Below are 24,995 nucleotides of genomic sequence, written 5' to 3'. Positions count from 1 at the left end.
ATTAATTTATATCGCTTAGTGCTGTATTGCTGCAGCAATCCCCGAGAGTAAATCTGGGTACAGACAATCTGATGGCAAAGTTTGTAAGAAACCACTACGCTGTGCCATCTCATAAGGCTGATGCTCTAAACCGCAGATGATCAGTTTGATATTACGTATTTTGCAAAGATGCGCTAATTCAGTAATAGTTTCCATCCCAGAAGTATCTACATAGATTACATTCTTCAGATCAATTAATAAAACTTGAGAAGGTAATTTTTCTTCAATCTTTTCTAGTAATTTGACTGCTCCAAAAAAGATAGCACCGTAAATTCGATAGGCATCAATACGACCCTGTTGATTTTCGAGTTGACTGAAGTTGCTAGCATCCGCTAGCTCGCAACGTGATAGGCTTGAGATGCGATAGATAAAAGTGATAAAGGCAAAGAGTAGACCTACCTGTACTGCGACAGTAAGATCTAAAATCACTGTGAGCAAAAATACACTCACAATAGTGAGTTGATAAGGTAGTCGGAATTGTTTTAAGTCCACAAACTTTTTCCATTCACCCATATTCCAAGCGACATACATTAGTATTGCAGCCAAGCTAGCCAAAGGAATATTTTTTGCTAGAGGAGCAGCAAACAGCACCACAAGCAATAAAGTAAGCGCATGAACAACGCCTGCTAGCGGCGATCTGCCACCACTTTCGATGTTGGTGACAGTCCGGGCAATAGTGCCAGTTGCGGGCATTCCGCCAAAAAATGGGGTCACTAAATTAGCAATACCTTGTGCCATCAGCTCTTGATTGGATTCGTGACGATCATGTATTAAGCTGTCGGCAATGCGTGCACAGAGTAGAGACTCAATAGCGCCGAGTAGCGCTAGTGTTAAAGCAGGGACCACCATAAATTGTGCTGTGCCCCAACCAATTGAGATCCATTCAAAATGGGGGAGACTCGAAGGGATGCCACCAAATCGACTACCAATCGTATCGGCTGGCAAGTTAAAGAGAGCGGTAATGAGAGTAGCTAGAAACATTGCTACGACTGTGCCTGGAAGATGGCAGAGCCAGCCTAAATGCTTCTGAATTTTTTTCCAGCCAATAATGATGGCTAGACTTCCGCAGGCCAAACTTAGTGCAGTGGGGTTGACCGTATCTGCTGCGTTGTATAAAGCGTGAATCGACTGAAAAAATTGAGCAGGCATTTTCTCAATCTTTAAACCAAAGAAATCTTTGATTTGCGATAGACCGATTAAGCAGGCAATGCCATTTGTAAAGCCAATGATGACAGCAATCGGAATAAATCGCACCAGAGTTCCCAGTCTGAATATTCCCATTAATAAAAGGAACACCCCAGACATTGCTGTAGCTAGCAATAAATTAGGGATGCCATAGCGTTCAACAATGCCGTATACAACCACAATGAATGCACCGGCTGGTCCACCGATTTGAACGCGACTTCCTCCCAATAGTGAAATGAGACCGCCAGCAATAATGGCGGTAAAAATTCCCGCTTCGGGTTTAAGCCCGCTGGCAATCGCAAAAGCCATAGCCAAAGGCAGCGCTACGACACCTACCGTTAAGCCTGCTAAAACATCCTTGGTAAATAAGGTGCTGTTATAGCCCTTAAATGAGTCTAGGATTCTGGGATGAAAAAACATCTTTGATTTAAGACAGTCGATCGCCTACCCAATACGCCAATCCTGCAGAGAGACCTGTTACTACAGATCCCCAGGCAATATCAACGAATGCTAATTTGGTAGGGAAGTCTCGAATGACCGCTAGATTGGTCAGGTCGTAGGTCATGTAGCAAAAAAATCCAAAGAGGGCACCATATTGCAGTGCATAGATCAGAGACTGTTTTGAGAGTGCAGGCGCAATAACAAAAATACAGACGCCTAAAGCATAGAGAAGGTAAAACGCTAAGCCGGCAATGAGCTTGGGTTCGCTAGCCATGAGATCGCCCATTTCCTCGCGATAGAGGTTCTTTGCGATTCCTAAAAGCCACGTTAAATCCACCGCAAGGAGGGTGATTAAAAAAGTAAAGTAGATTCCTAGATACTTGAGCAATTAAGTTCCCCTTTGATCTTTTATAGATTAATAATAAGTATTATCATAGAAAGAGAACGTTATTAGTTCAATTTAAGGGGGTAGATATGTTTAAGCATTTATTAGTACCGGTTGACGGTTCAGAGGTCAGCAAAAAGTCTTTAAAAAAGGTTGCAGAACTTGCTAAGGCAGATGGCGCTGCCGTAACCTTGGTATACGTATCTGATCCATTACCTCCTTTGGTGTATTCCGACAGCTCGATGGGCTACGGAGTCTCTGCAAAAGAGCATCAAAAAGTTTGTGAAGCTTATGCAAAAGATGTTTTCAAAAAGGCAGCTACCAGCCTTGGCGCAAGTATCAAGGCTAAGTCCTTGCATATCTCCAATACAAATCTTGCTGAAGGTATTTTAGATGGTGCCAAAAAAGCAAAAGCAGATGTGATTGTGATGGCTTCTCATAAACGCACTGGTATCAAAGGTGTTTTATTGGGTAGCGAAACCCACGAAGTCATTGTGCACTCTAAGTTGCCTGTGCTCGTGCTTGGTTAAGAACTCAGAATGTTGTTAAAAGAATAGGGTCCCATTGGACCCTATTTGTTTGCAGAGCTAAGGATTATTTAGCTTGATAAGCAAGTGGGCTGCCTAGTAGTAAAACCTCTCTTGTGAGTTGTCCACTTTCGCTATCCCGCATTGACCATAGATCGAGTTGTGTTTTGCTTGAATAGGGGTCGATGTAAACACCATCTTTTCTCAGTTCAAAATGGAGATGGGGTCCAGTTGATCGCCCGGTAGATCCAACGTAGCCAATTTCAAGGCCACGACGCACTTCATTTCCCAACTCAAGTTCTGGATTGTAATTACTTAAGTGCGCATAGAAAGTGCGATAGCCACCCGGATGCTCTAAAACAATCAGATTGCCAAATGCGCCGTTATAGCCAAGATGCGCTACTTTACCGTTGGCTACACTGAAGATTGGTGTGCCAATCGGCGCTGCGTAATCAATTCCCATATGGGTGCGATAGCGCTGCTTGGCTGGTGCTGGTTGGACAACGGCAGTATTACTCTTGGGGCGTTTCGCTTTGCCGGCGCGTACCATACCCACCCCGCGGGAGATGCGTCGATAGCTTAGTGGGTTAGTCCAGAAAGAGCGCTCAAGGGATTCACCGCCACTGGTAAAGAAGCCACCAGGTATATCACTCCGTTCGACCCAAAAGGCGCTAGCAAATACCTCTTTATTATTCGGATCGATAATCTCAACAGCCCAAATCTGCGCCCATCTTTCGCGGTCGCCAAAGTCGATAATGAGTCGCACAACGCTATTAGTATTTTCAAGCGAATTATTGTCCTCTGGGTAAATCTGCTTGATGATGGAGTTCAGCTCCCAGACTAATTCCACTGGTAATTTATCGCCTAGTTTGCGTGGGTCATATAAAACTTCTCTTAAAGGCACCCGAATTTCTGTTAGGTTTTTGGATTCATTTCTGAGAAGATCTTGTTGTACTAAGAATCCACCAAAAGCAGATGGTGTAAATGTCCAAACTTCCGTTTTATCATCCTGTACAGGACCATTCATAATGCTTAATGAATCAAAACGATTGCGCGTTGTAAATGCCACTGCATACGGAATGCAATCGCCCCGCATCTTATCAAAAAATCCTTTAGTCTGATTTTTAAAGAACTCAGAAAATTGGCGATTATCAATACCGATGCTTGATGGCAAATTAGCATCATTAAAGCTACGTCGCAAACATCCCTGCATGACTCGATAGTCTAGGTTGGCATCGCTATCGAGCATGAGTTCACTAGGATCTTTTCTTTGGATAACCGATGGATTCAAGCTCATGCTATTGATCTTTGAGCTAGACCCTGCGGATTTATCTTTAAATCCTACTTGCTTCGTGTTTTGAACATACACTTTGGTACGGCTTTGATTTGACTTTTGGGTCTGACTAGTCTGCGCATGTGCTATGGAGCTCAATCCAATAGAGAGGCTGAGTAAGCCATTTCCCAGTAGGAGCGCTATCCCTTTGACGAGGCGGTAATGAGCGGTTACTTTTCTATTCACTATGCAATTATCTAATAATGTGGACCGCCACCCTGATAATTTTGTTGTGCTGCAATAAATTAACCCCACAAATGACGTAAACCCAGTATTTCAATACTGGCTACAATATTTTTTTTATGAAGGAGTTCGGATGCCGATCATCGAGTCTGTGCAAGTCACCTCAGTGGCTGTACCTTTGGATAAAGTCACCTCATTTTCAACCCGGACCGTCTCTGAGCGTCACTATTGCTTAGTTAAAGTTCGCGGTAAGGATGGTAATGAGGGAATTGGTTTTTGCTATGTTGGTAGCGCTGGCGGTGATATTGCGAAGATTGCTGTTGAGCAATTACTTGCGCCCAAGTTGATTGGTCAAAATAGTCATCGGAGCGAAGGCCTGTGGATGGATATGTATAACGAATCCATTTTGCAGGGACGCACTGGTGCTGTGATGCGCGGGATCTCTATTTTAGATACGGCACTTTGGGATCTCAATGCTCGAGCTGCCGGTTTGCCTTTGCATCATTATCTTGGCTCAGTAGTAGATGATCGCGTACCCGCTTATGCCAGCGGCGGTTATTACTTAGAAGGTAAGACCCCTGCCAAGCTTGGTAAGGAAATGGAATCCTACGTTAAGCAGGGCTTTAAAGCAGTCAAAATGAAAGTAGGGCGCCTCTCTCCTGCTGAAGAAGAGGCGCGCGTCAAGGCTGCACGCAAAGCAATTGGAGACGACATTCTGCTGACTTTGGATGCGAATAATGCTTGGCGTGATCTGCCTACTGCGTTGGAGTATGTCAGACGCTTTGAGGCTTACAACCCTTATTGGATTGAAGAGCCTTTTTCACCTGACGCGATTGATCTGCATGCTGCTTTAGCACGTCAAACCAAGATCAATGTAGCGACCGGTGAGATGGAGGCAGGTCGTTGGCGCTTTAGAGAGTTGATTGATGCTGGTGGTGCAGCGATTTTGCAATCTGATGCAGCGGTTTGTGGCGGTATTACGGAGTGGCGCCGTATCTCTGCTTATGCCGATGTTAAGGGCATCACTGTTTGCCCTCATTGGATGCATGATCTCCATGCTCCTCTTGTAGCTGCAACACCCAATGCTCGCTTTGTTGAGTTTTTCTTGGATGATCAAGTGCTGAACTTCCGCCGCTTAATTAATAAGCAATTAACATTTAAGAATGGCGATTTGATTTTGCACAAGACTCCGGGACTGGGTTTTGAGTTTGATGAAGCTGCAGTTCAGAAGTATGCTGGCAAAACACCTTGGACCAAGATCTCTTGAGCTTAGTCACATTAAAGTAAGCTAGATACACTGAGTAAAAATAAAGCCCGCAATTGCGGGCTTTATAAATGAAACTAGGGAATTCATATTGATGCTCAACAGTGTTTAGGAAGGCTTTCGATTGAGCTTGTAATAAGTCATCATTTGGGTAACCAAGACCAAGCCAAAACCAATAAAGCCAATCAGATCTGCCTCAGTGGATGGATAAGCTAAAGCCACGCCAGAGATCACCATGATGATACGTTCGAAGGATTTGGTTTTCTCAATAAACCAGCCTTGTAGGCCACCAGCTAAACAGATAATGCCCACCACTGCAGTGAAAGAAATCCACGCAATCTGCATCCAGTCTGCTTGTTCGAGGGCGCTGCTTGATCCCATCAAGAGCAAGCTCACACCAGATTTATCTAAAACAAACATGAATGGCACCAGAATGGCTGGCGCAACATATTTCCAGGTTTGTAATGTCGTCTTATAAGGATTGCCTTTGCAAATAGCGGCGGCTGCAAACGGAGATAAAGCAGTTGGAGGAGACACCTCAGAGAGAACAGCGTAATAGAAGATGAACATATGAGCAGCAAATGCAGGCACCCCTAAATTAATTAAGGCTGGCGCGGCAATCACTGCACAAATAATGTAAGAAGCAGTGACTGGAACGGCCAGACCCACAATCCAAACAATTAAGGCGGTGAAGATGGCGGTGAGCAATAAAGAGCCGCCTGCATACTGAATCACAATCGAACTAAATTTCAGTCCTAAACCCGTTAAGGTGACTGTACCTACAATCAGGCCAGCACCAGCGCAGGTTGCAGCAATGGCCAATACGCCGGTGGAGCCTGAGGCCAGAGCCTTGGTGAGGTTGGAGTTATACAGTCCTGCCAAGATAGGTTCCTTGCCTTTAAACCAAGCCCAAGGAATGATGGCTGTATCTTCTCGCAACATGCTGGAGAAGGCGGACACTACGGTCGCCCAAAATACCGACATGACTGGTGAGAAGCCAAACATCATAAACACCACAATCGAGATCAGCGAGAAAAAGTGAAACCAATATTTTTTTGTTAATTCCCAAGCAGATTCAGCAGATTCAAAATGAATGTTCTTCATGCCATATTTACGAACATCAATTTCGACCATTACAAATAAACCAAGATAAAACAAAACGGTGGGGATGGTTGCCATGAGCAAAACATCCAAATAGGAAATTTTCAGGAAGTCTGCAATCAAGAAGGCTGCGGCACCCAAAACGGGTGGCGAGATGATTGCGCCAAGTCCACCAGCAGCTAACAGTCCCCCAGCAGCATTTTTTTCGTAACCAACTTTATCCAGCATGGGAGCGGCAACAGAGCCTACGGTAACGGTAGTTGCAACACCGGATCCTGATGGACCACCCATTAAGAAAGAAGAGAGAACAATGGTTCTGCCTACACCAGAGGATTTGCCACCCATTGCAGCAAAAGAGAAATCGATAAAGAATTTGCCAGCCCCAGTAAATTGCAGGAAGGCGCCAAAAATCGTAAAGAGAATAATGAGGGTTGCAGAGACATCAACCGCAGTGCCATAGATTCCCTCAAGACTCATATACATGTAACCAACTAAGCGATCGAGGCCATAGCCTTTGTGTGTCCATGGTGCAGGCAGGTAGTTACCAAAAAGGGCATAAAGTAAAAAGAGCACTGTAACGGTCACTAGAACCATGCCGTTTGTTCTGCGCACACTTTCTAGGATCAATAGAATGAGGCCAATCCCGATGATGACGTCAGTAGGATTTGGGGCGGTATTGCGATCCATGAAGTCATCACCCCCACTCAGGATGTAATAAGAAATAGCTACTGATCCTAGGGCAAACAATACATCCCAAAACATCAACTTATTTTTAAAGCGAGCTGCCAGCGGAAAACTTAAGAACACCAGGAATAACACTAAGGCAACGTGAATAACCCGTAACTGCTGAGTTGGAACAATCGAGTAGGCGGCATACAGGTGAAACAAAGACATGCCGACGGCAACTAAAGTAATGAACTTGGCCAATAAGCCTTTGTAGTCATTAGAGTCGCCTTCCTCTTGCTTAATAAAAGCGTCTAATTTCTCTTGGGTTTCATTGTCGATGACGTTCTGATTCATGCTTCAACCTATATTGATGTACCACTTAAAAGCAGAAGGGGTGAGATTAACTCACCCCGATATGGCTTAGTTTACCTTGACACCTTTTTCTTTGAGGTACTTTAATGCGCCTGGATGATAAGCAACTGGTGTTGCATTAGATTTTTGGCTCTCTAATTTAATATTTCTGAACTCCGCATGTGAGCGCACTAGTTCAAGTTGATTATCAAAAATAGCCTTGACGATTTTGTATGCCTCTGCATCAGGCATAGATGAGTTTACAACCAGCAGATTTGCAACGGCGGCAACATTATTATCTTTCGCCATACCACTGTAGGTTTGCTTGGTAATCACAGCCGGGAAGTAAAGGTTGCCATATTTTTTGTTCATAGCAGGAACTTCAGCAGCGGTATCAACCATCACGATTTTCATGCCTGGGCTATTCGCTAAATCAGTAACAGCTGCAGTGGGTAAGCCACCCACCCAAAAGAAAGCATCAATCTTGCGATCTTTTACTGCATTGACAGATTCAGCAACGCTCAAGCGTTCACGTTTTACATCTTTATCTTTGTCTAGACCTGCAGCCTCTAGCAAGCGGAAGGCCATGACTTCAGTGGCGCTTCCTGGAGCACCTGTACTAACGCGTTTACCTTTCAAATCCTTCATAGTTTTGATGCCAGTAGACTCAACGGTAGCGACGTGCATGAGGTTTGGATACAGTATAAGCAAGGTTCGTAAATCGACTGGCTTGTCTTTAAATTTATCATCACCCACTGATGCATCTTTGGCGGCATCAGCCATAGAGAAGGCAACGTAAGGCTTGCCAGTGCCAACCAGTTTTAAGTTATCCACAGAGCCACCAGTGACTTCCGCCGTAACTGACATACCCGGTACTTTGCTTGAGAGCATGGCAGCAAGGCCGCCACCCATTGGGTAGTAAACGCCACCAGTACCACCGGTTGCAATCGAGATGTTTTGTGCATATGCGCTAGCCCATATAAAACTGAGCGATAAGGCAATGAGCTTTAGTAATTTCATTGGTGTCTCCTATTGATCTTATGAAGAGGTATTGATTAAAGACCTGGCATGCTGAAGTTAATTTGCTTTAACTCACTGAGCAGCTGAGCTTGCTGTTCCGCACTCAATTGCATTAGTGGTGGGCGTACACGCAACCATTCTGGATCGTTGCTGTAGTGTGCTACCGCTGTTTTCATACCGGCAATCATTTGATATTTTGCAAAGACGCTACGCACTTTATCTAAGCCTGCTTGACGTTCATCTGCATTAGATTCTCTCCAATGTGTGGCAAGGTCAGCAATCGCTTGTGGATTAACGTTTGCAGTAGCAGAGATGCAGCCAACGCCACCAGCACGCAAGGTGCGCATTAAGAATACTTCACTACCAGCGTAGACGCGGAAGCCATGTGGCGCCAAGAGCTTAATCACGGACTCTGTATATTCCCAATCGCCCGAGCTATCTTTCATCCCAACGACTGTCTTTGGATATTCTTTTGTCAAGCGCTCGAGTAGTGACAAGCTTAAGTTGATTTTAGTGACTGGCGGAATGTTATAGATGTAAATCTGTAATCCTGAGCTGCCTACCTTCTGAATCACTTCAGAGAAATAAGCAAACAGACCATCATCATTGATGTCTTTGTAATAGAAGGGTGGCAACATTAGTACGCCTGCACATTGATAGCTCAATGCATGAGCAGTCATCCGATAAGTACTCTCGATCGAGGTAGAACCAGTACCGGGCATCATATGCTTTGGATTTAAACCACCTTCAATCAGCGCAGTGAGCGTATTCATCTTTTGCGTAGCAGACATAGAATTTGCTTCTGAGTTTGTACCAAAGATGGCTTGACCTACGCCATTGGTTTCTAACCATTGACATTGCTTTAGTAATTTCTGGGCATCTGGACTACCGTCTGCTTTGAATGGCGTCAAAACTGGTGATAACACCGCTGGCAAAGTAGAGGGATGTAAAGAAATGGTCATGCTGACTCCAATTAATAATGAACTTCTGAAAGAAGTGGTTGTTGTGTAAAGAAAGCTTCTAAATTATCTACTGCTAAGTTAGTCATAGCTACTCGTGTTTCCAAGGTAGCGCTACCGATATGGGGTGTCAGTAGAACATTATCCAGATCCAGAAAGGCAGGATTAGGGCAGGGCTCATTATTAAACACGTCCAGGGCGGCGCCAGCAATTTGTTTATGCTGCAGTGCATATAAAAGAGCGGCTTCGTTAACCACGCTTCCGCGAGCGATATTGATTAAGTATGACGAGGGTCCAAGCGCTTCTAAAACGGCAGTGTCAACCAAGTTATCCGTATCAGGTGTTGCTGGGCAGGCCAAAAACAGAACATCACAAGCCCTAGCTAAATCTGTGATCTCTTTGAAATAGGTATAAGGAACCTGCTTTGGATTTGGCCCAGAATACGCAATCTCGACCTTAAATGGCTCTAAACGTTTGGCTAGGTCTTGGCCGATGCGACCCATACCAGCGATCCCAACCCGTTTGCCTGCCAAGGTGGTGGTCAAGCGAAACGGGGCTTTAGCCCAAGCATTGCTTTTGACATACTCTTGGGATTCAGGAAGGCGCCGTATGAGGCTGAGCATCATGCCAATTGCCAACTCACAAACGGCATCATTCAGAACGCCAGGGGTATTGGTGGCCTTGATTCCCTGTGCTTGAAGGTAGCCTAGGGGGAGATTGTCGTAACCCACGCCGCAGGTGGATACCAGTCTAATACTGGGAATTTGTTTGACCAGGGCTTCAGGTAATTTGGTGTTAGACCGAATCAAGATAGCCTCGAAGTTTCCAGCGGGGGGTGCCGCATTAATATCGGGGTGTCGGATTGGCGTAAAGCGGCGATCGATTTCCGCCTGCATAATCTCAGGAAAATGGCCGACCTGCAGCACCGAATTGACGGGGATCATGTCTGTCTCTATTTTTTATTGGAATAATGATTCCATTGTATGAGGATTTTTGCAGAAAAGTCCTCCCCTCTAGGAGAATATGTCATGTTGTTTACCCCAGCTGAAACCAAAGTAGTTGTCGTCGGCGGCGGAACGATGGGGGCCGATGTCGCCGCAGTCTGCGCGCGTGGTGGTTGTGCTGTGCAAGTAGTCGAGCCGACCACAGAGCGTCGTGCCCTGTTACCAGATTACTTTGTGAGCACCATGACCGATTTGGGTTATGAAAATCGTATTCACTTGTTGTCTGTTGCTGGATCTCTGGAAGAGGTCGATTGGGCAGAGATTGACCTGGTGATTGAGTGTGTTCCGGAGCGTCTAGATATTAAGCGTGAATTATTTGCTAAGCTAGAGAAGTACGCAAAGCCAGAAGCAGTATTGGCTAGCAATAGTACGAGTTTTCCAATTAGCGAAATCGCTAGCGGATTAAAAACAGCTGCGCGCATGATTGGTTTACATTTTTTTATGCCGGCCCATTTGATTCCTTGCGTGGAAGTGATCTACGGTGCAAAAACTTCACCCCTAGTTGGCGATAGCCTGACTCGTTTGATGACTGCATGTGGCATGGTGCCTGTAACGGTCAAAAAAGATTTGCCTGGCTTCTTAGCAAATCGTTTGCAACATGCTTTGTCGCGTGAGGCGTTTTCGATGGTCGATGCTGGTATTTGCACTCCAGAAGATATTGATAAGGCAGTACGCTATGGGTTTGGCTTCCGTTATATTGCCGCTGGACCGGCTATGCAAAGAGACCATGCGGGTCTAGAGATTCATGCTGCTGGTGGAGCGACGATTTATCCCACGCTAAATAACTCAACTACGATTGCTAAGTGCTTAAGCGAGCGGGTAGAGAGTGGAAAGTTTGGCATGAAGACGGGTGAAGGTTTTTATTCATGGACTGCTGAATCTATTAAAGCTGAACGTGAGCGATATCAAGATGCCTTGCGTGAAGGTCTGAAGATTATTCAAAAAGACTTGCCAGAAATCAAATAAGTTTAGCTAACCCAAACTCCATCTTTAGGAAATATCTTTGAGATGGAGTTTACTGAGGTGTGGTGCGAGTCGATAGGTAATCAGTACGATTGCAATGGTCGCAACCCCTCCAAATACAACCGATGGTACCAAGCCCATCATGCTCGCTGCGATGCCTGACTCTAGCGCGCCTAATTCATTTGAGGATCCAATAAAGATCCCATTAATGGCGCTGATTCGACCGCGCATGTGATCCGGAGTAGTGAGTTGCATAATGCTGCCGCGAATCACGACCGAGACTGAATCACAGCAGCCCGAAATAAATAGGAAGACGGCACAAACACATAGATCACTGGAAAGACCAAAAGCAATAATGGCTAAACCAAAGCCTCCTACTGAGAGCAACAAGTGCTTGCCAGAATCTGTTAGTAATGGCCGCTTAGCTAAGTAGATGCCAGTAATGACTGCGCCCGCTGCTGGCGCAGCGCGCAGAATGCCTAAAGCTTCTGGTCCCGCATCCAAAACCTCTTTTACAAAAGCTGGCAGGATTGAAACAGCACCACCAAACAATACGGCAAACATATCCAATGCCATGATGCTCAAGATGAGTTCATGCTTACGAACATAATCAAACCCTTCTAAGAAGCTTTTAAAGAAATGTCCTGAGAGCTGGCTCATTTTTTCTTGTGGTGCATGTATGAAGGTAATGCCATACAAACCAATAGCCCCACAAAGCCCGGCGAGAAGATAGGTCCACTCTAGTCCTGCAAACCCAATCATCAGACCGCCTAAGCCAGGACCAGCGACTACGCAAATTTGAAATGCAGAAGATGCGTAGGCGGTATAGCGTGGTAAATGCTCTCTAGGAATAATTTGTCCAAAGATAGCGGTATAGGCGGGTCTTAATAAGGCGCGGCCTGCACCAATCAAGGCAATCGCGGTGTAAATTAAAGGAACGGGTGGTGCAACCCAGCCAAGCGCAATCGCCGTCAGAAATAAAGCGACCCCAATATGAATGAGACAGGCAATCGCTGCGATGAGTTTGCGAGAGTAGTGATCTACCGCATGGCCCGCATAGAGTGCCAGCAGAAAGTACGGTACCAATTCAGCTAAACCAATGAGGCCTAAGGAAACTACGCTATTGGTAATCTCATAAATATGCCAACCCACCGCCACCATCGTAATTTGGTAACTGAGTGTTGCGCCAATACGGTAGAGCAGCAGAGTTCTAAAGGCTTTACTTGGGTTCATTTTTAATGAGTTTAAGGGAGTTTCTGCTTTATTCTTCATGCTATGAAGAAAACAATTCGTGTTTGGGATTTACCAATCCGCTTATTTCACTGGCTGCTAGTGCTTTGCATTGCCGGCAGTCTGATTAGCGTTAACCTCGGTGGTAACGCTATTGAATGGCATGCTTATTTTGGTTACAGCGTTTTGAGTTTATTGATTTTTAGAGTCATCTGGGGCTTTGTGGGATCTAGACATGCCCGCTTTGCCAACTTCTTTCCTACGCGTGCTGCTATTTTCGACTACCTACAAGGAAAGTCTCTCCGCGTTTTGGGACATAACCCTGTAGGTGCTCTCTCCGTTTTTGCTTTGCTCTTGGTTTTAAGCGTTCAAGTATTAACGGGCTTATTTGTTGATGATGAGATTGCCTTTCAAGGACCCTTGTCTAAATATGTGCCCAATGCAGTAGTTTCTTTTTTATCTCAAATTCACGAAGGCAATCAAGTCGTGATCTATACCTTGATTACGATTCATATCGCTGCCATTTGGTTTTACAGGAAATACAAAAATGAAGACTTAATTAAACCTATGCTGAGCGGCGATAAAGAAATCGACCCAAGCGAGGAAGCAAAATATATGCTTTCTGACTTGGGTCAACCCTCCAAAGATGGAGGCTTGCAACGTACTCTAGCCTTGGTGCTTTTTAGTGCTATAGCCCTTGCGGTAGCTTATTTCATTACTAAATAAGCAGATTATTTTTTTCTGAAATCGTCGTGACAACCCTTACAGGTTTGACCAGCGGCGCCAAATGCCTTTTTGATACTCTCTAAATCACCAGACTGAGCAGCCTTATTGAGATCGACTGCTGCTAGTTGCATTTTTTCAGAAGCAGCTTTGAACTTGGCGTTATCAGACCAAATATCAGACTGCGCTTTACCACCCTCAGTACCTGGGCCAAATGCTTGCCAAGGTAAGGTAGAAAGCATAGCAACGATCGCAGCATTTTTAGCGACTTCATCTTTGTTATAGGGAGCTTCACCTTTAACGACAGCGCCGATTTTTCCAAAAGAGTTGCCTATAACAGTGAAGGTGCTTTGGCGATACTTAATAGCATCTTCTGGTTTTTGAAATTGTGCAATCGCAGCGCCGGCACCAATTGCCAAGACTACTGCCGTGCTCGCTAAAATAATTTTCTGTAGCTTCATGGGAACCTCTTGAGATATATTCGTTAATGGAGACCGCCTACTGTGAAATTAGCATACTCCAGAATGATGACTTTTGTTTGACCGTCCTATGAAAAGATCATTTGCAGCGGGATCGTCAGTAGGTAAACGATCCATTTGAAAAAAGCCATCAAGGGTTCCATCCAGAGGCTACCGATGATTCCAGTAAAGACCAGCCCGAGAACGATAAAAAATCCCCAAGGCTCTAGTCTGCCTAAAGCAATCGATTGACGGGCGGGGAGCAGACTGGAAAGAATACGTCCACCATCTAAGGGTGGCAAAGGAAAAAGATTAAATACCAGGAGACCCAAATTCCAGGTAATACCGGCTTGAGCCATTGAGATAAAGAATTTCTCATTCATGCCAAAACCTAACAATAGGATAAGCAAGATCGCCCAAATCAGGGCTTGAAAAAAGTTTGAGCCAGGTCCCGCTAAGGCAACCCAAATAGAGTCCATTCTAGGGTTTCGCAAGCGTCCAAAATTCACAGGCACGGGTTTGGCGTAGCCAACCAAGAAGGGCGATCCAGTCAAAATAAGGACCAAGGGAATCAAGATCGTGCCAACGGGATCTATATGTTTGGCGGGATTGAGGCTCACTCGGCCAAGCATATAGGCGGTGTTATCGCCAAATTTACGGGCTGCATACCCATGGGCTGCCTCATGGATGGTGATAGCAAAAATGAGGGGAATCGCATTAATGGCGACGGCTTGGATAGAATAGTCAGTAATCATGGCAATATGATATCCATAGGAGCTCAAAGTGACTGACGATAAAAAACCCGACCCAAAAAACCCAGCTAAACCTGTAGTGGCTAAACCCCCAGCCCGTCCACCAGCACCAAAAGGCCCATCTGGACCTACTGGTAGGCCTCAGGCAGGCTTTGGCGGCGGAAAAGGGATGATGCGCAAGGCCGGCCGCGGTCGATAGTGGATAATTGCACTCATTATTAATGCGCATACAGAGGATTTAGCATGAACGAATGGCACAACGAATCTAAAGAAGAAGTTAACAAAAAGATCATTACTTTGATCGTGATGTTGGCTGCTGCAACTAGCTTGGCGATTTTGTTTGCATTGGTAGCTGCTCATACTGGTTACGTATTCGGTTAATTAGTCTTCATGACTAGCCATCGCCAACCTGCTGTATTTGCTGGCCATGGCAGTCCGATGTACGCTATAGAGCCCAATCGTTTTACTGCGGCTTGGGCTGCTCTAGGAAAATCACTCAAACGTCCTGACGCCATTTTGGTGATTTCGGCGCATTGGGTCACTCGAGGTACTTGGGTTACCGCAATGGCAAAACCTAAAACCATTCATGACTTCGGCGGATTTCCGCAAGCACTCTTTGAAATTGAATATCCAGCAGTGGGCAGTCCTGCTCTCGCGGATCGTGTTCAAGAGTTATTCAATATACCCGTCGTACTTGAAGAGAATGAATGGGGTATTGATCATGGCGCCTGGTCTGTTTTGAAGTACCTCTATCCCAATGCAGATGTGCCAGTGGTGCAGCTGAGCTTAGATGGGTCTATGTCAGCGCGCGAGCATTATGAGTTAGCAAAGCAGTTAAGACCCTTGCGTGATGAAAATATTCTGATTCTGTCTAGCGGGAATGTGGTGCACAACTTGCGCACGATTCATTGGCTAGAGAATGCGCAACCTTACCCGTGGGCGAAAGAATTTAGTGAATTCTTTGCTACCGAGATTCTTGCCAATCACCATGAACCTCTGATCGATTGGGAAAAGTATGGTGAGGCTGCCCATCTATCGATTCCGACTGCAGAGCACTACTGGCCTGCTTTATATACCCTAGCATTACAACAAGACGGTGAGCATGCCAAAGTATTTGTTGATGGTATCGAAATGAGTTCGATCAGTATGCTCAGCTTTTCTGTTCAATAAAGAAAAATTATGTGGCTCTCTATTCTTGCAATTTTCTTTGGCGCTGGTCTTGGTGCTTTGTTGCGGGCAGGCTTTAATATTTTGACCGTGAGTGCAGCCTCAGTCATACCCTTAGGTACCTTGATCTCGAATATGGTCGGTGGCTACCTCGTTGGTTTAGCAGTAGCGTTCTTTGGTAGCAATCCACAACTCTCACCGGAATGGAAACTTTTTGTGATTACAGGTTTCCTTGGGGGTCTCACTACTTTCTCTAGTTTCTCCGCGGAAGTAGTGAGTTTTATTCAGCGCGGAGAATTTACTTGGGCGCTGGGCACTGCACTACTGCACCTGATTGGCTCATTGGTACTAACCTTCTTGGGTATCTTGACTTACCAAGCCCTCAAGTGAGTCAAGAGTAAATTACTCTGGCTTGATATTAGCCGTCTTGACGACGGCACTCCACTTGATGGATTCTGATTTAATCAGCGCTGCAAAGTCTGCAGGACTGCCACCACCGATTTCATTTCCTTGTGAAAGCATGAGTTCTCGTAATTGAGGATCTTTTAAGGCTTCATTGGCTGCGGCGTTGAGTTTGTCGATGATGATCTTCGGTGTGCCTTTAGGGGCAATTAATCCCTGCCAATTCAGCACCTCAACCTTGGGGTAGCCATTCTCAGCAAAGCTTGGCACATTAGGTAGAAGCGGAGAACGCTTCTTACTGGTAATGGCAATTGGACGGAGCTTATCTGCTTTGATGCTCGGCATAGCCGAATACATTTGATCAAACATCATCGTGACATTGCCTGCCATCAAATCGGTGAGGCCAGCAGAGCCGCTTTTGTATGGCACGTGAATCATATCGATACCGGCATTTTGCTCAAAGAGCTCTGCAGAAAGCTGGTGACTACCACCAATGCCACCGGATGAGAATGTGAGTTCACCTGGCTTCGCTTTGGCTGCAGCCACAACATCTTGGATGGTTTTATAAGATGAGCTTGGATTGACTACTAATACCAAAGGACCTTTTTCAACCAACACAATTGGGGTGATATCAGTTTCAGGGTCGTAGCGTAAATTACCAAACAGTGTTTTGTTTACTGCCATGGGTGCAAAGTTGCCCATACCAATGGTGTAACCATCCGGAGCAGCACGAGAAATAAATTCAGTGCCAATATTGCCACCGGCACCGGGCTTGTTATCGACAACGATCGGCTGCTTCAGAATGACACTCATCTTTTGTGCAATCTGACGGCTACGAGAATCTGCACCACCACCAGCACCATAAGGCACTACAAAATTAATCGGCTTATTAGGGTAGCTAGACTGTGCCTGTGTCATGCCAGCATTCAAGAGACTAGTTAAGCCAATTACGCTCAGAAGAAAATGGGTTGGTTTCATTTTGATCCTTATTAGACGATACCCGATAAACCTAGTGCGGCTCCGATGACTATCAGGTACAAAGGGTGCCAACGTGTAAAGAAGGTAATCGCAATCGTAGTCATCGTCAATATATAAGCCGCGACACTTTGATTGATTTGTAAAGAAATTTGCCAGGCTGAAGAAAGTACCAAGCCAATGGCTAGCGCTGCCGCAGCATATTGAATCGATTTCTTTTTCAGAGGATCTTTGATGCCCATAATGAGCCGCTGTAAGTAGAAGATCAAAATAGAAGATGGCCATGCAATAGCAAACGTGGCAATGAGTGCACCAATGACACCATAGATATGCCAACCCAATAGAGTGACGGTCATAAAATTGGGGCCGGGTGCTGCTTGGGCGATTGCAAAATAGTCTGAGAAAGTTTGCACATCAACCCAATGCTCTTGGTTTACAGCCAAGTTAAATAGCACCGGAAGCAGGGCGTTCACCCCACCAAATGCAATCAAAGAGAATGCAGACAGTTTTAGAAAAAGACTGATGAGAATACTCATTCTGAATGGGCCTTTTTCCAGGCTAAGACCAATGCTAATGGTGAGGAGATGAGCACCACCCAACCTAAGCCAAGATGGAAATAGCTAGCGGCAAGTATGGTGACAATGACCACAATCAACATCGCTGGATATCGAAACTCATCCTTGAGCATTTTGAAGCCTGTAGACGCAATCAAGCCAACACCCACGGCCGATATTCCTCGAAGTACACCTTGGACGGAGTCAAGATATCGATAGTGTTCATACAAAAGGGCTAACACCATGACGATCGAGATGGGCCCTAGAGTTAAACCCAATACGGCGGCAATAGCGCCTCTGGCGCCGCCAAAACGAGAGCCAATACACACTGCGAGGTTGACAATGTTAGGCCCAGGAACAATTTGGCAGATGCCCAGAATGGCGCTAAATTCCTCAGAGGTCAAAATCTTATCGCGCTCAACCAAGGTTCTTCTGGCCCAAGGTAAGACCCCACCAAACCCAGACATCCCGATTTTGCTAAAGCTAATAAATAGCTCGAGAGGTGTGAGTGTTTTCAAAATTACTGTAGCTTAAAAGGATGAGGTATGGGTTTGTTGTTCAACCAGGCATCTAGAGTTTCAGTAATGCCTTTTGAGAAGCTGGCAAAAATTGGCTCTGCAATAAATCCTAAATGGGGAGTTACTAAAAGATTGGGGGTATTACGTAAAGGATCTTTTTCTGGGAGGGGCTCAATGTCAAAGACATCGACAGCTGCCTGCCCTGGCCTGCCAGCTGTCAATGCTTTTTGCAGATCGCTCATATTGATGAGCGCAGAGCGTGAAGTATTTACCAGGATAGAGTCAGGGCGCATTAAAGCCAATTGATCTGCGCTAATCAGCCCCTTGGTTCCAGGACCAGCTACTAGGTGCATTGACACAATCTTCGATGTGGAAAGTAATTCTTCTAGGCTCACTGCTTTTGCATTTTCTACAGCAGCTCGTTCAGGAGTCATGCGCGGGCTCCACGCAACGACTTCCATACCAAAGGCTGCGCCTACCCGTGCAACGCGACTACCAATGGCACCAAGACCCATGATGCCTAAGCGCTCACCTGAGAGCATGGGAAGAACCGATAGTTGATCACGCCAACCACCAGAAGCAATCAGTTTGTTTTCCTCAATCAGGCGCTTTGAAGCCCCAAGAATGAGTGCCCATGTGAGTTCCGCAGTAGTTTCTTTGGATGGGCCGCCGGGCGAGCAGGCTATCGGAATATTGCGTGCGATTAATGCTGAAGCATCCAAGGTGCCATTACGTTCACCAGTAAACATGAGAAATTTCAGCTTAGGTAAGCGCGCAATCATGGCTTCATTAAATGGGGAGCGATCCCGTACGATTGCAATTACATCAGCATCTTTAACGGCTTCATAGAGTGCCTCATCACGCAGGGGCTCATGATGAAAGGTAAGGCTTGCTTGCTGCTCTAACTTCTCCCAGTCAGAAAAGCGAGCCAGAGCACGTTCGTAGTCGCCAAGGATGACGATGTTTGGTAATGAGGCCATAACTCGATACTTTCTTTAAATTTAGTCAGGCGTGCAAAGACTCAAGATTTGCTTGAGATCTGATGCATTGCCAAGTTTCCATAATGCTGAGATGAGTTGACGAGTTTTGTCTTTGCCGATGATGGGTTCAGCCAAATTTGTGAATTTTTGTTCTAAATTAGCATCGCTCATTGGATTTTCGACAGAGCCAATAGCATTCTTCACAAATACATGTACTTCTTTACCGTCTTTTAAGAATGCTTTGACATCAACTGAAGCTTCGTCAATAGAAGTGTCGGTAGTAGCATTTACTTTGGCGCGCAAAGCCACGACATCAGCGCGATTGACGATGTCATCAGCATACTCACCTTCACCCGCTTGACCAAAAATCAAGCCAACAGCGCAGCCGTGGTAGACGCTAAATTTCCCTTCGAGACCATCTTTCGGAGTCTTCTTGCCAGTGAGCTCCAAGACCAGAGGGTGCACACGTAATTCAATACGCTCCACTTCCTCTGCCTTAACGCCTTGGGCGCGTAATTGTGCGCAAGCATCAATCGCAGGGTGAATCACAATGCCACAAGCAAAGGGCTTGTAAGTATTTAAAGAAATCTCAAATGATTTTCCGAGGGCGCGATCAATTTCTGACCAGTCACATTTCGTAGAAACAGTTTGCATATAGCCGCGACCCGCTTCTAATGCTTTCGGGCTCGAAGTGAACCCATGCTTGGCAAGTAATGCAGAGAGTTGCCCTGCGCGTGCTGCACCACCTGGATGAAATGGCTTTGTCATTGTGCCAAATTGCTCACGCATTCCAACTGGTTGTGATGCGGCAATACCCAGTGCCATGGTAGTTTTCTGTAGATCAAGACCCATTAAGCGTGAGCAAGCTGCAGCAGATCCGAGCATACCGGTTGAGCCAGTGATATGCCAACCACGGTGGTAGTGATCTGGATACATCGCATTACCAACGCGGCAAGCAACATCGATACCTAAAACTAAAGAGTCAATAATTTGGCGACCACTGGCATTGATGTGTTCGCCTAATGCCAAAATTGCAGAAGCTACTGGACCTGCAGGATGGATCACGGTTTTGAGGTGAGTGTCATCAAAATCAAAAGTATGTGAGCTGATGCCGTTGATTAAGGCAGCGCCACCCATATCAACTTTATCTTTACGACCTAAGATGCTGGCTTGCGGTGCTGGCTGGAATTCGCGAATAGCGGCTAAAGACGATTCAACACTTTCATGATTGGCAGCGCCAATAGCACAACCTAGCCAGTTGAGAAAAGTCCGGTGAGCTTCGTGATCTACCTCTGGTGTCCAGCCTTGGCTGGGATGGGAGGTAACAAACTCTGCCAATATTTTGGTAACGGGTGGTGCATTTAAATCGGCTGCTGCAGCAATAGCGTGAGACATATGATTTCCTATTCTTAATGGGTTATTTTTTATTCGAGTTCAATATGACGATCTTTTGCAACCTTAGCCCAGCGTGCAATATCTTCTTTGATGTAATTTGTAAACTGGGGCGGTGTCATTGGCATCAAAGTCATCGCCTCGCTCGTCATTTTTTCTGAGAAGTCAGGCAGGGCGAGAACTTTGTTAAGTTCACTATTGAGCTTGGTGACGATCGCAGGTGGCAAATTCGCGGGCCCTACTAGTCCATACCATTGTTGGCCATCAAAACCGCTGAAACCTAGCTCTTTAAAAGTCGGAATGGTGGGGGCAGCGGAGCTGCGTTTGGCGCCTGTTACCGCCAGTCCACGAACACGATTTGTGTTGATATAAGGTAAAGCAGCAAACAGGGTGGGGAGCATGGCTTGTGTCTGGCCTGCTAACAAGTCGGTGTAAGCAGGACCAACCCCGCGATAAGGAATGTGAACCATAAAGATCCCAGCTGCTAATTTCAGTTGCTCCATTCCGAGGTGAGTTAACGTTCCTGGACCAGCAGAACCATAGCTTAACTTGGCAGGGTTCTTTTTAGCGTAATCAACAAACTCTTTAAAGTTTTTAATCGGTAAATCAGAGTTAATCACTAGTACGTTTGGTGTTGCGCCAATCATGCCGATCGGGGTGAAGTCTTTAATGGCGTCATAAGGCAGACGACGAACTGCTGGGTTGGTGCCATGAGTCCCCACATAGGCAATCATCAGAGTGTAGCCATCAGCGGGCGCCTTGGCGATTACTTGAGAAGCAATGGTGCCACCACCACCACCCATATTTTCAACCACAATAGTTTGACCAATCGAGCGAGACAATTTTTCTGCAACAGCCCGAGCAATGTTATCGAGCCCACCACCGGCAGCAACTGGTGCAATCAACTTGATCGGCTTAGTCGGATAAGCGGGTGTCTGCGCTTGAATGCTAAGACTCGTTGTGAGTCCGATCAAAGCAAACAGAAAAGATAAAAAAATCGGCGTTTGCCGATAAATAGATTTAGACATGTCTCAAGTCCGAATGATTGTTACTTATTAAGGTAATGCAGGTAGATCATTTTACTATCGATGCTCAAAACTGGCTATCAAGTCAGCCAGTTTTGAGCTTTTTACGAATCGATCGCTCTATGGGTATGGTATCTAGATTGGGTTCTAGCGCTTCACGCTCATCAAACACAAAGCAGGTGCCCTGATAGTGGGCAGAACCAACCTCTTCGAAGTACCTGAGGATTCCACCTTCCAGTTGGTAGCTATGCTCCATGCCGATTTCTCGCATGTAGAGTCCTGATTTTTCGCAACGTATTCCGCCAGTGCAAAAACTGACTAGGGTTTTATCGGCCAACTCTTCCTTATGCGCAGAGATGGCCGCAGGAAATTCGGTGAACTTCTCAATATTAAAGTGCAGGGCATTTTCAAAAGTGCCGTAGTCCACTTCAAATGCATTGCGCGTATCGACCATCACTACCGGGCGGCCTAAATCATCAGTGCCTCGATCTAACCACTCTTGTAATTTTTTTGGGGAAATAAAATTCGCTCGACCTTTCTCTGGCTGAATGCTTGGATGATTCATGCGAATAATTTCATTCTTGAGTTTGATGAGCATTTTTTTAAACGGCTGCTCATCCGACCAACTTTCTTTTGCCTGCAAAGGTGCAAAGCGAGAGTCGGTACGTAGCCAATCTAAAAATCCACGTAAGGCATCTGTTTTACCTGCGAGAAATAGATTGATGCCTTCGCCAGTGAGCAGAATGGTGCCCTTGAGTTCTCTGGCGTTGCATTCATCGAGCATTTTGGCGCGTAGTTCTGGCAGCTCATCTAAGCTGACAAATAAATAGGCGGCAATGTTCAAAATCGACTTCATGTTTTTTCTCTTCAAGCTACCCCAGCATTATCGAGCAAATAGGGCTTGAGGGTGGTAATCTTGAGGTCTTATTCAAAGGAGACGAATCCATGCTAGATATGGCAAAAAAGGCTAAAAGAGTCCTGATCCTGGCTTTATTAGCTCTCGGGGCCAGTAACCATGGCTTGGCACAAACTGCTGGCACCGGTGCTTGGCCAACCCAGAAACCTATTCGCTTGATTGCTGTTTTTCCTCCTGGTGGATCTGTAGACCAGGTAGCCCGAATTTTGGCTCCCGCACTACAGGCCGAACTAAAACAAAATGTGATCGTTGAAAACATCGGCGGTGCTTCAGGCGTGATTGGTACATCTGCCATGACACGCTCTGATCCTGATGGCTACACCTTCGCAGCAGTTTTTGATACCCATGGCGTGAACCCAAGTCTCAAAGATAAGCTCCCCTACGACACGATTAAAGATATTGCGCCGATCATTTTGGTAGGTACTTCGCCAATGGTGCTGGTTGCTAGCAAAAACTCCGGCATTACCAGTTTTAAACAAATTGTTGAGCAATCTAAAGCAGGTAAGAAATTTAGCTACGGTTCTATTGGTATAGGTAGCTTAGGGCACTTAGCGATGGCGCGTTTGGCAAAGCAGGCAGGCTTTGATTGGAACCACATTCCTTATCGTGGCGGTGGTCCTTTAATGCAAGACGTTTTGGGTGGTCAAGTTGAGCTAGCAATTGGTTCAGAGTTCTTGGTAAAGCCGCACATTGAAAGTGGCGGCGTCATTCCTTTGGTGATTACTACTGCAAAGAGATCTCCAGCCTTGCCAAATGTTCCAACCATTGCTGAGAGTGGTTTCCCTGGCTTTAGTGCGCCAGCATGGTGGGCAATATTGGCGCCAGGCAAAACACCACCAGCCATTGTGGATGCTATGAATAAGGCTTTGAATAAAGCCTTAAAGGCCCCAGTTGTAGCTGAGAAATTTAAATCTCAAGGCATTGAAATCATTGGTGGCACTCCTGAAACTGCGCGCGAATTTATTGGCAAGCAAATTGGTATCTGGGGTAAGTTCGTGATTGAAAACAATATTAAAGAAACTACTCAATAGAAAGTATTTATGTCAGAACGTTTAATTCCCTATCAGCCCATGGACTTGGCTGAACCAGCTGAGCTAGTTGCCGCCATTCGTCAGCGTCGTGGCGGTCAGTTTATTAATTTGGATCGTATGCTATTGCATAGCGTGCCGGTTGCCGAGGGTTGGAATCATTTCATCGGCGAGATTCGGAACAATCTTTCACTAGATCCCAAGTTGCGTGAGTTGGCGATGTGTGGTGTTGCGGTATTGAACGGCGCTGAATATGAGTTCTTTCATCATGCACCCCCTTTTAAGAAAGCCGGTGGTACAGAAGAACAAGTTCAGGCTTTGCGTTTAATTGGTCAGTCTAGCTTCCCTAGAAATCTGTTCTCCCAGGTGGAGAATGATGCTGCAGACCTGACTTTCCAAATGACTCGTAATATCAAAGTAGATTCTGAATTGATGAAGCGTTTGCAAAAAGAGCTGGGTAGCACTGATACAGTCGAATTAGTAACAGTGATTGCTGCTTACAACATGGTGTCACGCTTTTTGATTGCTTTGGATGTGAATCCTGAAGATCATCCACCAGCCTGAAGCGAAGATAACAATTCTTCAATGATCCGCAATATCCAAACGATTATTCCAGGTATCGCTACTACTGATGGCGCAGGCGTGAAGTTGCGGCGCAGCTTGGGGGGTCAACAGCAAGTCAGGCTTGATCCCTTCTTGATGCTCGATGAGTTTTCATCGAATGATCCGAATGATTATGTGGCAGGATTTCCAGCGCATCCTCATCGTGGTTTTGAGACGGTGACTTATATGCTTGAAGGGCACATGTTGCACGAGGATCACTTGGGCAATCAAGGGCATCTCAAAACAGGCGGAGTGCAGTGGATGACGGCAGGACGCGGAATCATCCACTCAGAAATGCCACAGCAAGTAAGCGGCGCAATGCGAGGCTTTCAGCTATGGATTAATTTACCTGCTAAAGAAAAAATGAAGCCAGCTGGCTATCAAGACATTCAAGTAGAAGATATTCCAAGGACATCGTTGCTGAATGGTGGATCTGTGAAGGTGATTGCAGGCTCTTATGAGGACGGGGTTGCAAGTATTCAAGGGCCTGTTCAGGGGATTACTACTACGCCTTTATTTCTAGATGTACATTTGCCTCCTAATGCAGAGTTTGAGCATCGCGTTGCCAAGGAACTCAACGCATTTGTGTATATCTATGAGGGCAACCTTGAGCTTGGTGGTCCCATGAAGGCTGCGCCCAAGCAGGCTGCGATCGTATTAGGTGATGGTGATTTACTCAAGGCGAAAGCCGGTGCTGAAGGCGCCCAGTTTATTGTGCTTGCAGCACTACCTTTGCATGAGCCGATTGTTCAATACGGCCCCTTTGTAATGAATACACGCTCTGAGATTGAGCAGGCCATCGACGATTACCAAAACAATCGCTTTGTGACCTCTTGAATGATTCATTCGTG

Annotated in this window: 28 protein-coding genes; 11 read left to right on the top strand and 17 right to left on the bottom strand. The window is 45.8% G+C overall.

All coding sequences use genetic code 11. The features are described from left to right. Positions 1-15: 15 nt before the first annotated feature. Together AOC29_RS08470 and AOC29_RS08465 are read right to left on the bottom strand one after the other, a co-directional pair. Positions 16-1,644, bottom strand: a complete 1,629-nt coding sequence (locus tag AOC29_RS08470) for a SulP family inorganic anion transporter (protein ID WP_215295540.1) — start codon at positions 1,642-1,644, stop codon at positions 16-18. Between the two features lie 7 nt (positions 1,645-1,651). After that, positions 1,652-2,053, bottom strand: coding sequence for a DUF2177 family protein (locus AOC29_RS08465; RefSeq protein WP_215295539.1), 402 nt, complete (start codon positions 2,051-2,053; stop codon positions 1,652-1,654). An 86-nt stretch (positions 2,054-2,139) separates the two neighbouring features. Here AOC29_RS08465 and AOC29_RS08460 point away from each other — a divergent pair, with 86 nt between their 5' ends. After that, positions 2,140-2,580, top strand: a complete 441-nt coding sequence (locus tag AOC29_RS08460; RefSeq protein WP_215295537.1) for a universal stress protein — start codon at positions 2,140-2,142, stop codon at positions 2,578-2,580. Between the two features lie 64 nt (positions 2,581-2,644). Here the strand turns inward: AOC29_RS08460 and AOC29_RS08455 are convergent, their stop codons facing one another. Then, entirely contained in the window at positions 2,645-3,874 is a 1,230-nt protein-coding gene (locus tag AOC29_RS08455) for a M23 family metallopeptidase (protein ID WP_251369969.1), read from the bottom strand. Between the two features lie 352 nt (positions 3,875-4,226). Between AOC29_RS08455 and AOC29_RS08450 the strand changes: the two genes are divergently transcribed. Continuing rightward, entirely contained in the window at positions 4,227-5,360 is a 1,134-nt protein-coding gene (locus AOC29_RS08450; protein WP_215295536.1) for a mandelate racemase/muconate lactonizing enzyme family protein, read from the top strand. A gap of 105 nt (positions 5,361-5,465) precedes the next feature. Here the strand turns inward: AOC29_RS08450 and AOC29_RS08445 are convergent, their stop codons facing one another. The 4 genes from AOC29_RS08445 to AOC29_RS08430 all read right to left on the bottom strand — a co-directional run bounded on the left by AOC29_RS08445 (position 5,466) and on the right by AOC29_RS08430 (position 10,398). Further along, positions 5,466-7,478 carry a TRAP transporter fused permease subunit gene (locus AOC29_RS08445; protein WP_215295535.1) on the bottom strand — a complete coding sequence of 671 codons (2,013 nt, stop codon included), beginning with the start codon at positions 7,476-7,478 and terminating at the stop codon, positions 5,466-5,468. A 66-nt stretch (positions 7,479-7,544) separates the two neighbouring features. Beyond that, entirely contained in the window at positions 7,545-8,495 is a 951-nt protein-coding gene (locus tag AOC29_RS08440; RefSeq protein WP_215295533.1) for a TAXI family TRAP transporter solute-binding subunit, read from the bottom strand. A 35-nt stretch (positions 8,496-8,530) separates the two neighbouring features. Then, the gene (locus AOC29_RS08435) at positions 8,531-9,457 is read right to left on the bottom strand and encodes a dihydrodipicolinate synthase family protein (protein ID WP_215295531.1); all 927 of its coding nucleotides are present in this window, start codon (positions 9,455-9,457) and stop codon (positions 8,531-8,533) included. Between the two features lie 11 nt (positions 9,458-9,468). Continuing rightward, positions 9,469-10,398 (bottom strand): 2-hydroxyacid dehydrogenase, encoded by a 930-nt coding sequence (locus tag AOC29_RS08430; RefSeq protein WP_215295529.1) that lies wholly within the window; start codon positions 10,396-10,398, stop codon positions 9,469-9,471. A gap of 84 nt (positions 10,399-10,482) precedes the next feature. On the opposite strand from AOC29_RS08430, the gene AOC29_RS08425 reads away from it, so the two are divergent. Next, complete coding sequence (locus AOC29_RS08425) at positions 10,483-11,424, top strand: 3-hydroxyacyl-CoA dehydrogenase family protein (RefSeq protein ID WP_215295527.1); 942 nt, start codon at positions 10,483-10,485, stop codon at positions 11,422-11,424. A gap of 24 nt (positions 11,425-11,448) precedes the next feature. On the opposite strand, the gene AOC29_RS08420 is transcribed toward AOC29_RS08425, so the two are convergent. Next, the gene (locus AOC29_RS08420; RefSeq protein WP_215295525.1) at positions 11,449-12,654 is read right to left on the bottom strand and encodes an MFS transporter; all 1,206 of its coding nucleotides are present in this window, start codon (positions 12,652-12,654) and stop codon (positions 11,449-11,451) included. A gap of 42 nt (positions 12,655-12,696) precedes the next feature. Between AOC29_RS08420 and AOC29_RS08415 the strand changes: the two genes are divergently transcribed. Further along, positions 12,697-13,377, top strand: a complete 681-nt coding sequence (locus tag AOC29_RS08415) for a cytochrome b/b6 domain-containing protein (RefSeq protein ID WP_215295523.1) — start codon at positions 12,697-12,699, stop codon at positions 13,375-13,377. Positions 13,378-13,382: 5 nt separating this feature from the next. On the opposite strand, the gene AOC29_RS08410 is transcribed toward AOC29_RS08415, so the two are convergent. Next, a complete protein-coding gene (locus tag AOC29_RS08410; RefSeq protein WP_215295521.1) occupies positions 13,383-13,835 on the bottom strand; it encodes a cytochrome c in 453 nt (150 codons plus the stop codon). 86 nt (positions 13,836-13,921) lie between these two features. Beyond that, the gene (locus tag AOC29_RS08405; protein WP_215295519.1) at positions 13,922-14,587 is read right to left on the bottom strand and encodes a site-2 protease family protein; all 666 of its coding nucleotides are present in this window, start codon (positions 14,585-14,587) and stop codon (positions 13,922-13,924) included. A gap of 28 nt (positions 14,588-14,615) precedes the next feature. On the opposite strand from AOC29_RS08405, the gene AOC29_RS08400 reads away from it, so the two are divergent. From AOC29_RS08400 to crcB, 4 genes are read left to right on the top strand one after another with little or no spacing between them, the layout of a single operon-like run. After that, positions 14,616-14,783, top strand: a complete 168-nt coding sequence (locus AOC29_RS08400) for a hypothetical protein (protein WP_215295517.1) — start codon at positions 14,616-14,618, stop codon at positions 14,781-14,783. 44 nt (positions 14,784-14,827) lie between these two features. Next, the gene (locus tag AOC29_RS08395) at positions 14,828-14,965 is read left to right on the top strand and encodes a hypothetical protein (protein ID WP_172793433.1); all 138 of its coding nucleotides are present in this window, start codon (positions 14,828-14,830) and stop codon (positions 14,963-14,965) included. A gap of 9 nt (positions 14,966-14,974) precedes the next feature. Then, positions 14,975-15,754, top strand: a complete 780-nt coding sequence (gene ygiD / locus AOC29_RS08390; RefSeq protein ID WP_215295515.1) for a 4,5-DOPA dioxygenase extradiol — start codon at positions 14,975-14,977, stop codon at positions 15,752-15,754. Between the two features lie 9 nt (positions 15,755-15,763). After that, positions 15,764-16,141: a fluoride efflux transporter CrcB gene (gene crcB, locus AOC29_RS08385; RefSeq protein ID WP_215295513.1), complete on the top strand. Its 378-nt coding sequence runs from the start codon at positions 15,764-15,766 to the stop codon at positions 16,139-16,141. A 12-nt stretch (positions 16,142-16,153) separates the two neighbouring features. Here the strand turns inward: crcB and AOC29_RS08380 are convergent, their stop codons facing one another. From AOC29_RS08380 to AOC29_RS08350, 7 genes are all read right to left on the bottom strand, one after another. Continuing rightward, positions 16,154-17,131 carry a tripartite tricarboxylate transporter substrate binding protein gene (locus AOC29_RS08380; RefSeq protein WP_215295511.1) on the bottom strand — a complete coding sequence of 326 codons (978 nt, stop codon included), beginning with the start codon at positions 17,129-17,131 and terminating at the stop codon, positions 16,154-16,156. 11 nt (positions 17,132-17,142) lie between these two features. Then, on the bottom strand, positions 17,143-17,664 hold the full coding sequence (locus AOC29_RS08375) for a chromate transporter (RefSeq protein ID WP_215295510.1): 522 nt from the start codon (positions 17,662-17,664) through the stop codon (positions 17,143-17,145). Next, the gene (locus tag AOC29_RS08370) at positions 17,661-18,200 is read right to left on the bottom strand and encodes a chromate transporter (RefSeq protein ID WP_215295509.1); all 540 of its coding nucleotides are present in this window, start codon (positions 18,198-18,200) and stop codon (positions 17,661-17,663) included. The genes AOC29_RS08375 and AOC29_RS08370 overlap by 4 nt, the downstream gene beginning before the upstream one ends. A 2-nt stretch (positions 18,201-18,202) precedes the next feature. Further along, positions 18,203-19,180 (bottom strand): D-2-hydroxyacid dehydrogenase family protein, encoded by a 978-nt coding sequence (locus AOC29_RS08365; RefSeq protein ID WP_215295507.1) that lies wholly within the window; start codon positions 19,178-19,180, stop codon positions 18,203-18,205. A 21-nt stretch (positions 19,181-19,201) separates the two neighbouring features. Continuing rightward, positions 19,202-20,575, bottom strand: a complete 1,374-nt coding sequence (locus AOC29_RS08360; protein ID WP_215295505.1) for an MmgE/PrpD family protein — start codon at positions 20,573-20,575, stop codon at positions 19,202-19,204. A 29-nt stretch (positions 20,576-20,604) separates the two neighbouring features. Beyond that, positions 20,605-21,600: a tripartite tricarboxylate transporter substrate binding protein gene (locus tag AOC29_RS08355; protein WP_215295504.1), complete on the bottom strand. Its 996-nt coding sequence runs from the start codon at positions 21,598-21,600 to the stop codon at positions 20,605-20,607. An 82-nt stretch (positions 21,601-21,682) separates the two neighbouring features. Beyond that, complete coding sequence (locus AOC29_RS08350) at positions 21,683-22,453, bottom strand: sulfurtransferase (protein WP_215295502.1); 771 nt, start codon at positions 22,451-22,453, stop codon at positions 21,683-21,685. A gap of 89 nt (positions 22,454-22,542) precedes the next feature. On the opposite strand from AOC29_RS08350, the gene AOC29_RS08345 reads away from it, so the two are divergent. The 3 genes from AOC29_RS08345 to AOC29_RS08335 are packed head-to-tail and all read left to right on the top strand — an operon-like array spanning position 22,543 to position 24,981. Next, positions 22,543-23,544, top strand: coding sequence for a tripartite tricarboxylate transporter substrate binding protein (locus tag AOC29_RS08345; protein WP_215295500.1), 1,002 nt, complete (start codon positions 22,543-22,545; stop codon positions 23,542-23,544). A 9-nt stretch (positions 23,545-23,553) separates the two neighbouring features. Beyond that, positions 23,554-24,105 (top strand): carboxymuconolactone decarboxylase family protein, encoded by a 552-nt coding sequence (locus tag AOC29_RS08340; RefSeq protein WP_215295499.1) that lies wholly within the window; start codon positions 23,554-23,556, stop codon positions 24,103-24,105. Positions 24,106-24,126: 21 nt separating this feature from the next. Beyond that, a complete protein-coding gene (locus tag AOC29_RS08335) occupies positions 24,127-24,981 on the top strand; it encodes a pirin family protein (protein WP_215295497.1) in 855 nt (284 codons plus the stop codon). Positions 24,982-24,995: the final 14 nt, after the last annotated feature.

Origin of the sequence: Polynucleobacter sp. JS-JIR-5-A7 (genome assembly GCF_018687935.1) — a bacterium.
In the GTDB taxonomy this organism is placed as follows: domain Bacteria; phylum Pseudomonadota; class Gammaproteobacteria; order Burkholderiales; family Burkholderiaceae; genus Polynucleobacter.
This window is presented reverse-complemented; position numbering and strand designations above follow the sequence as displayed.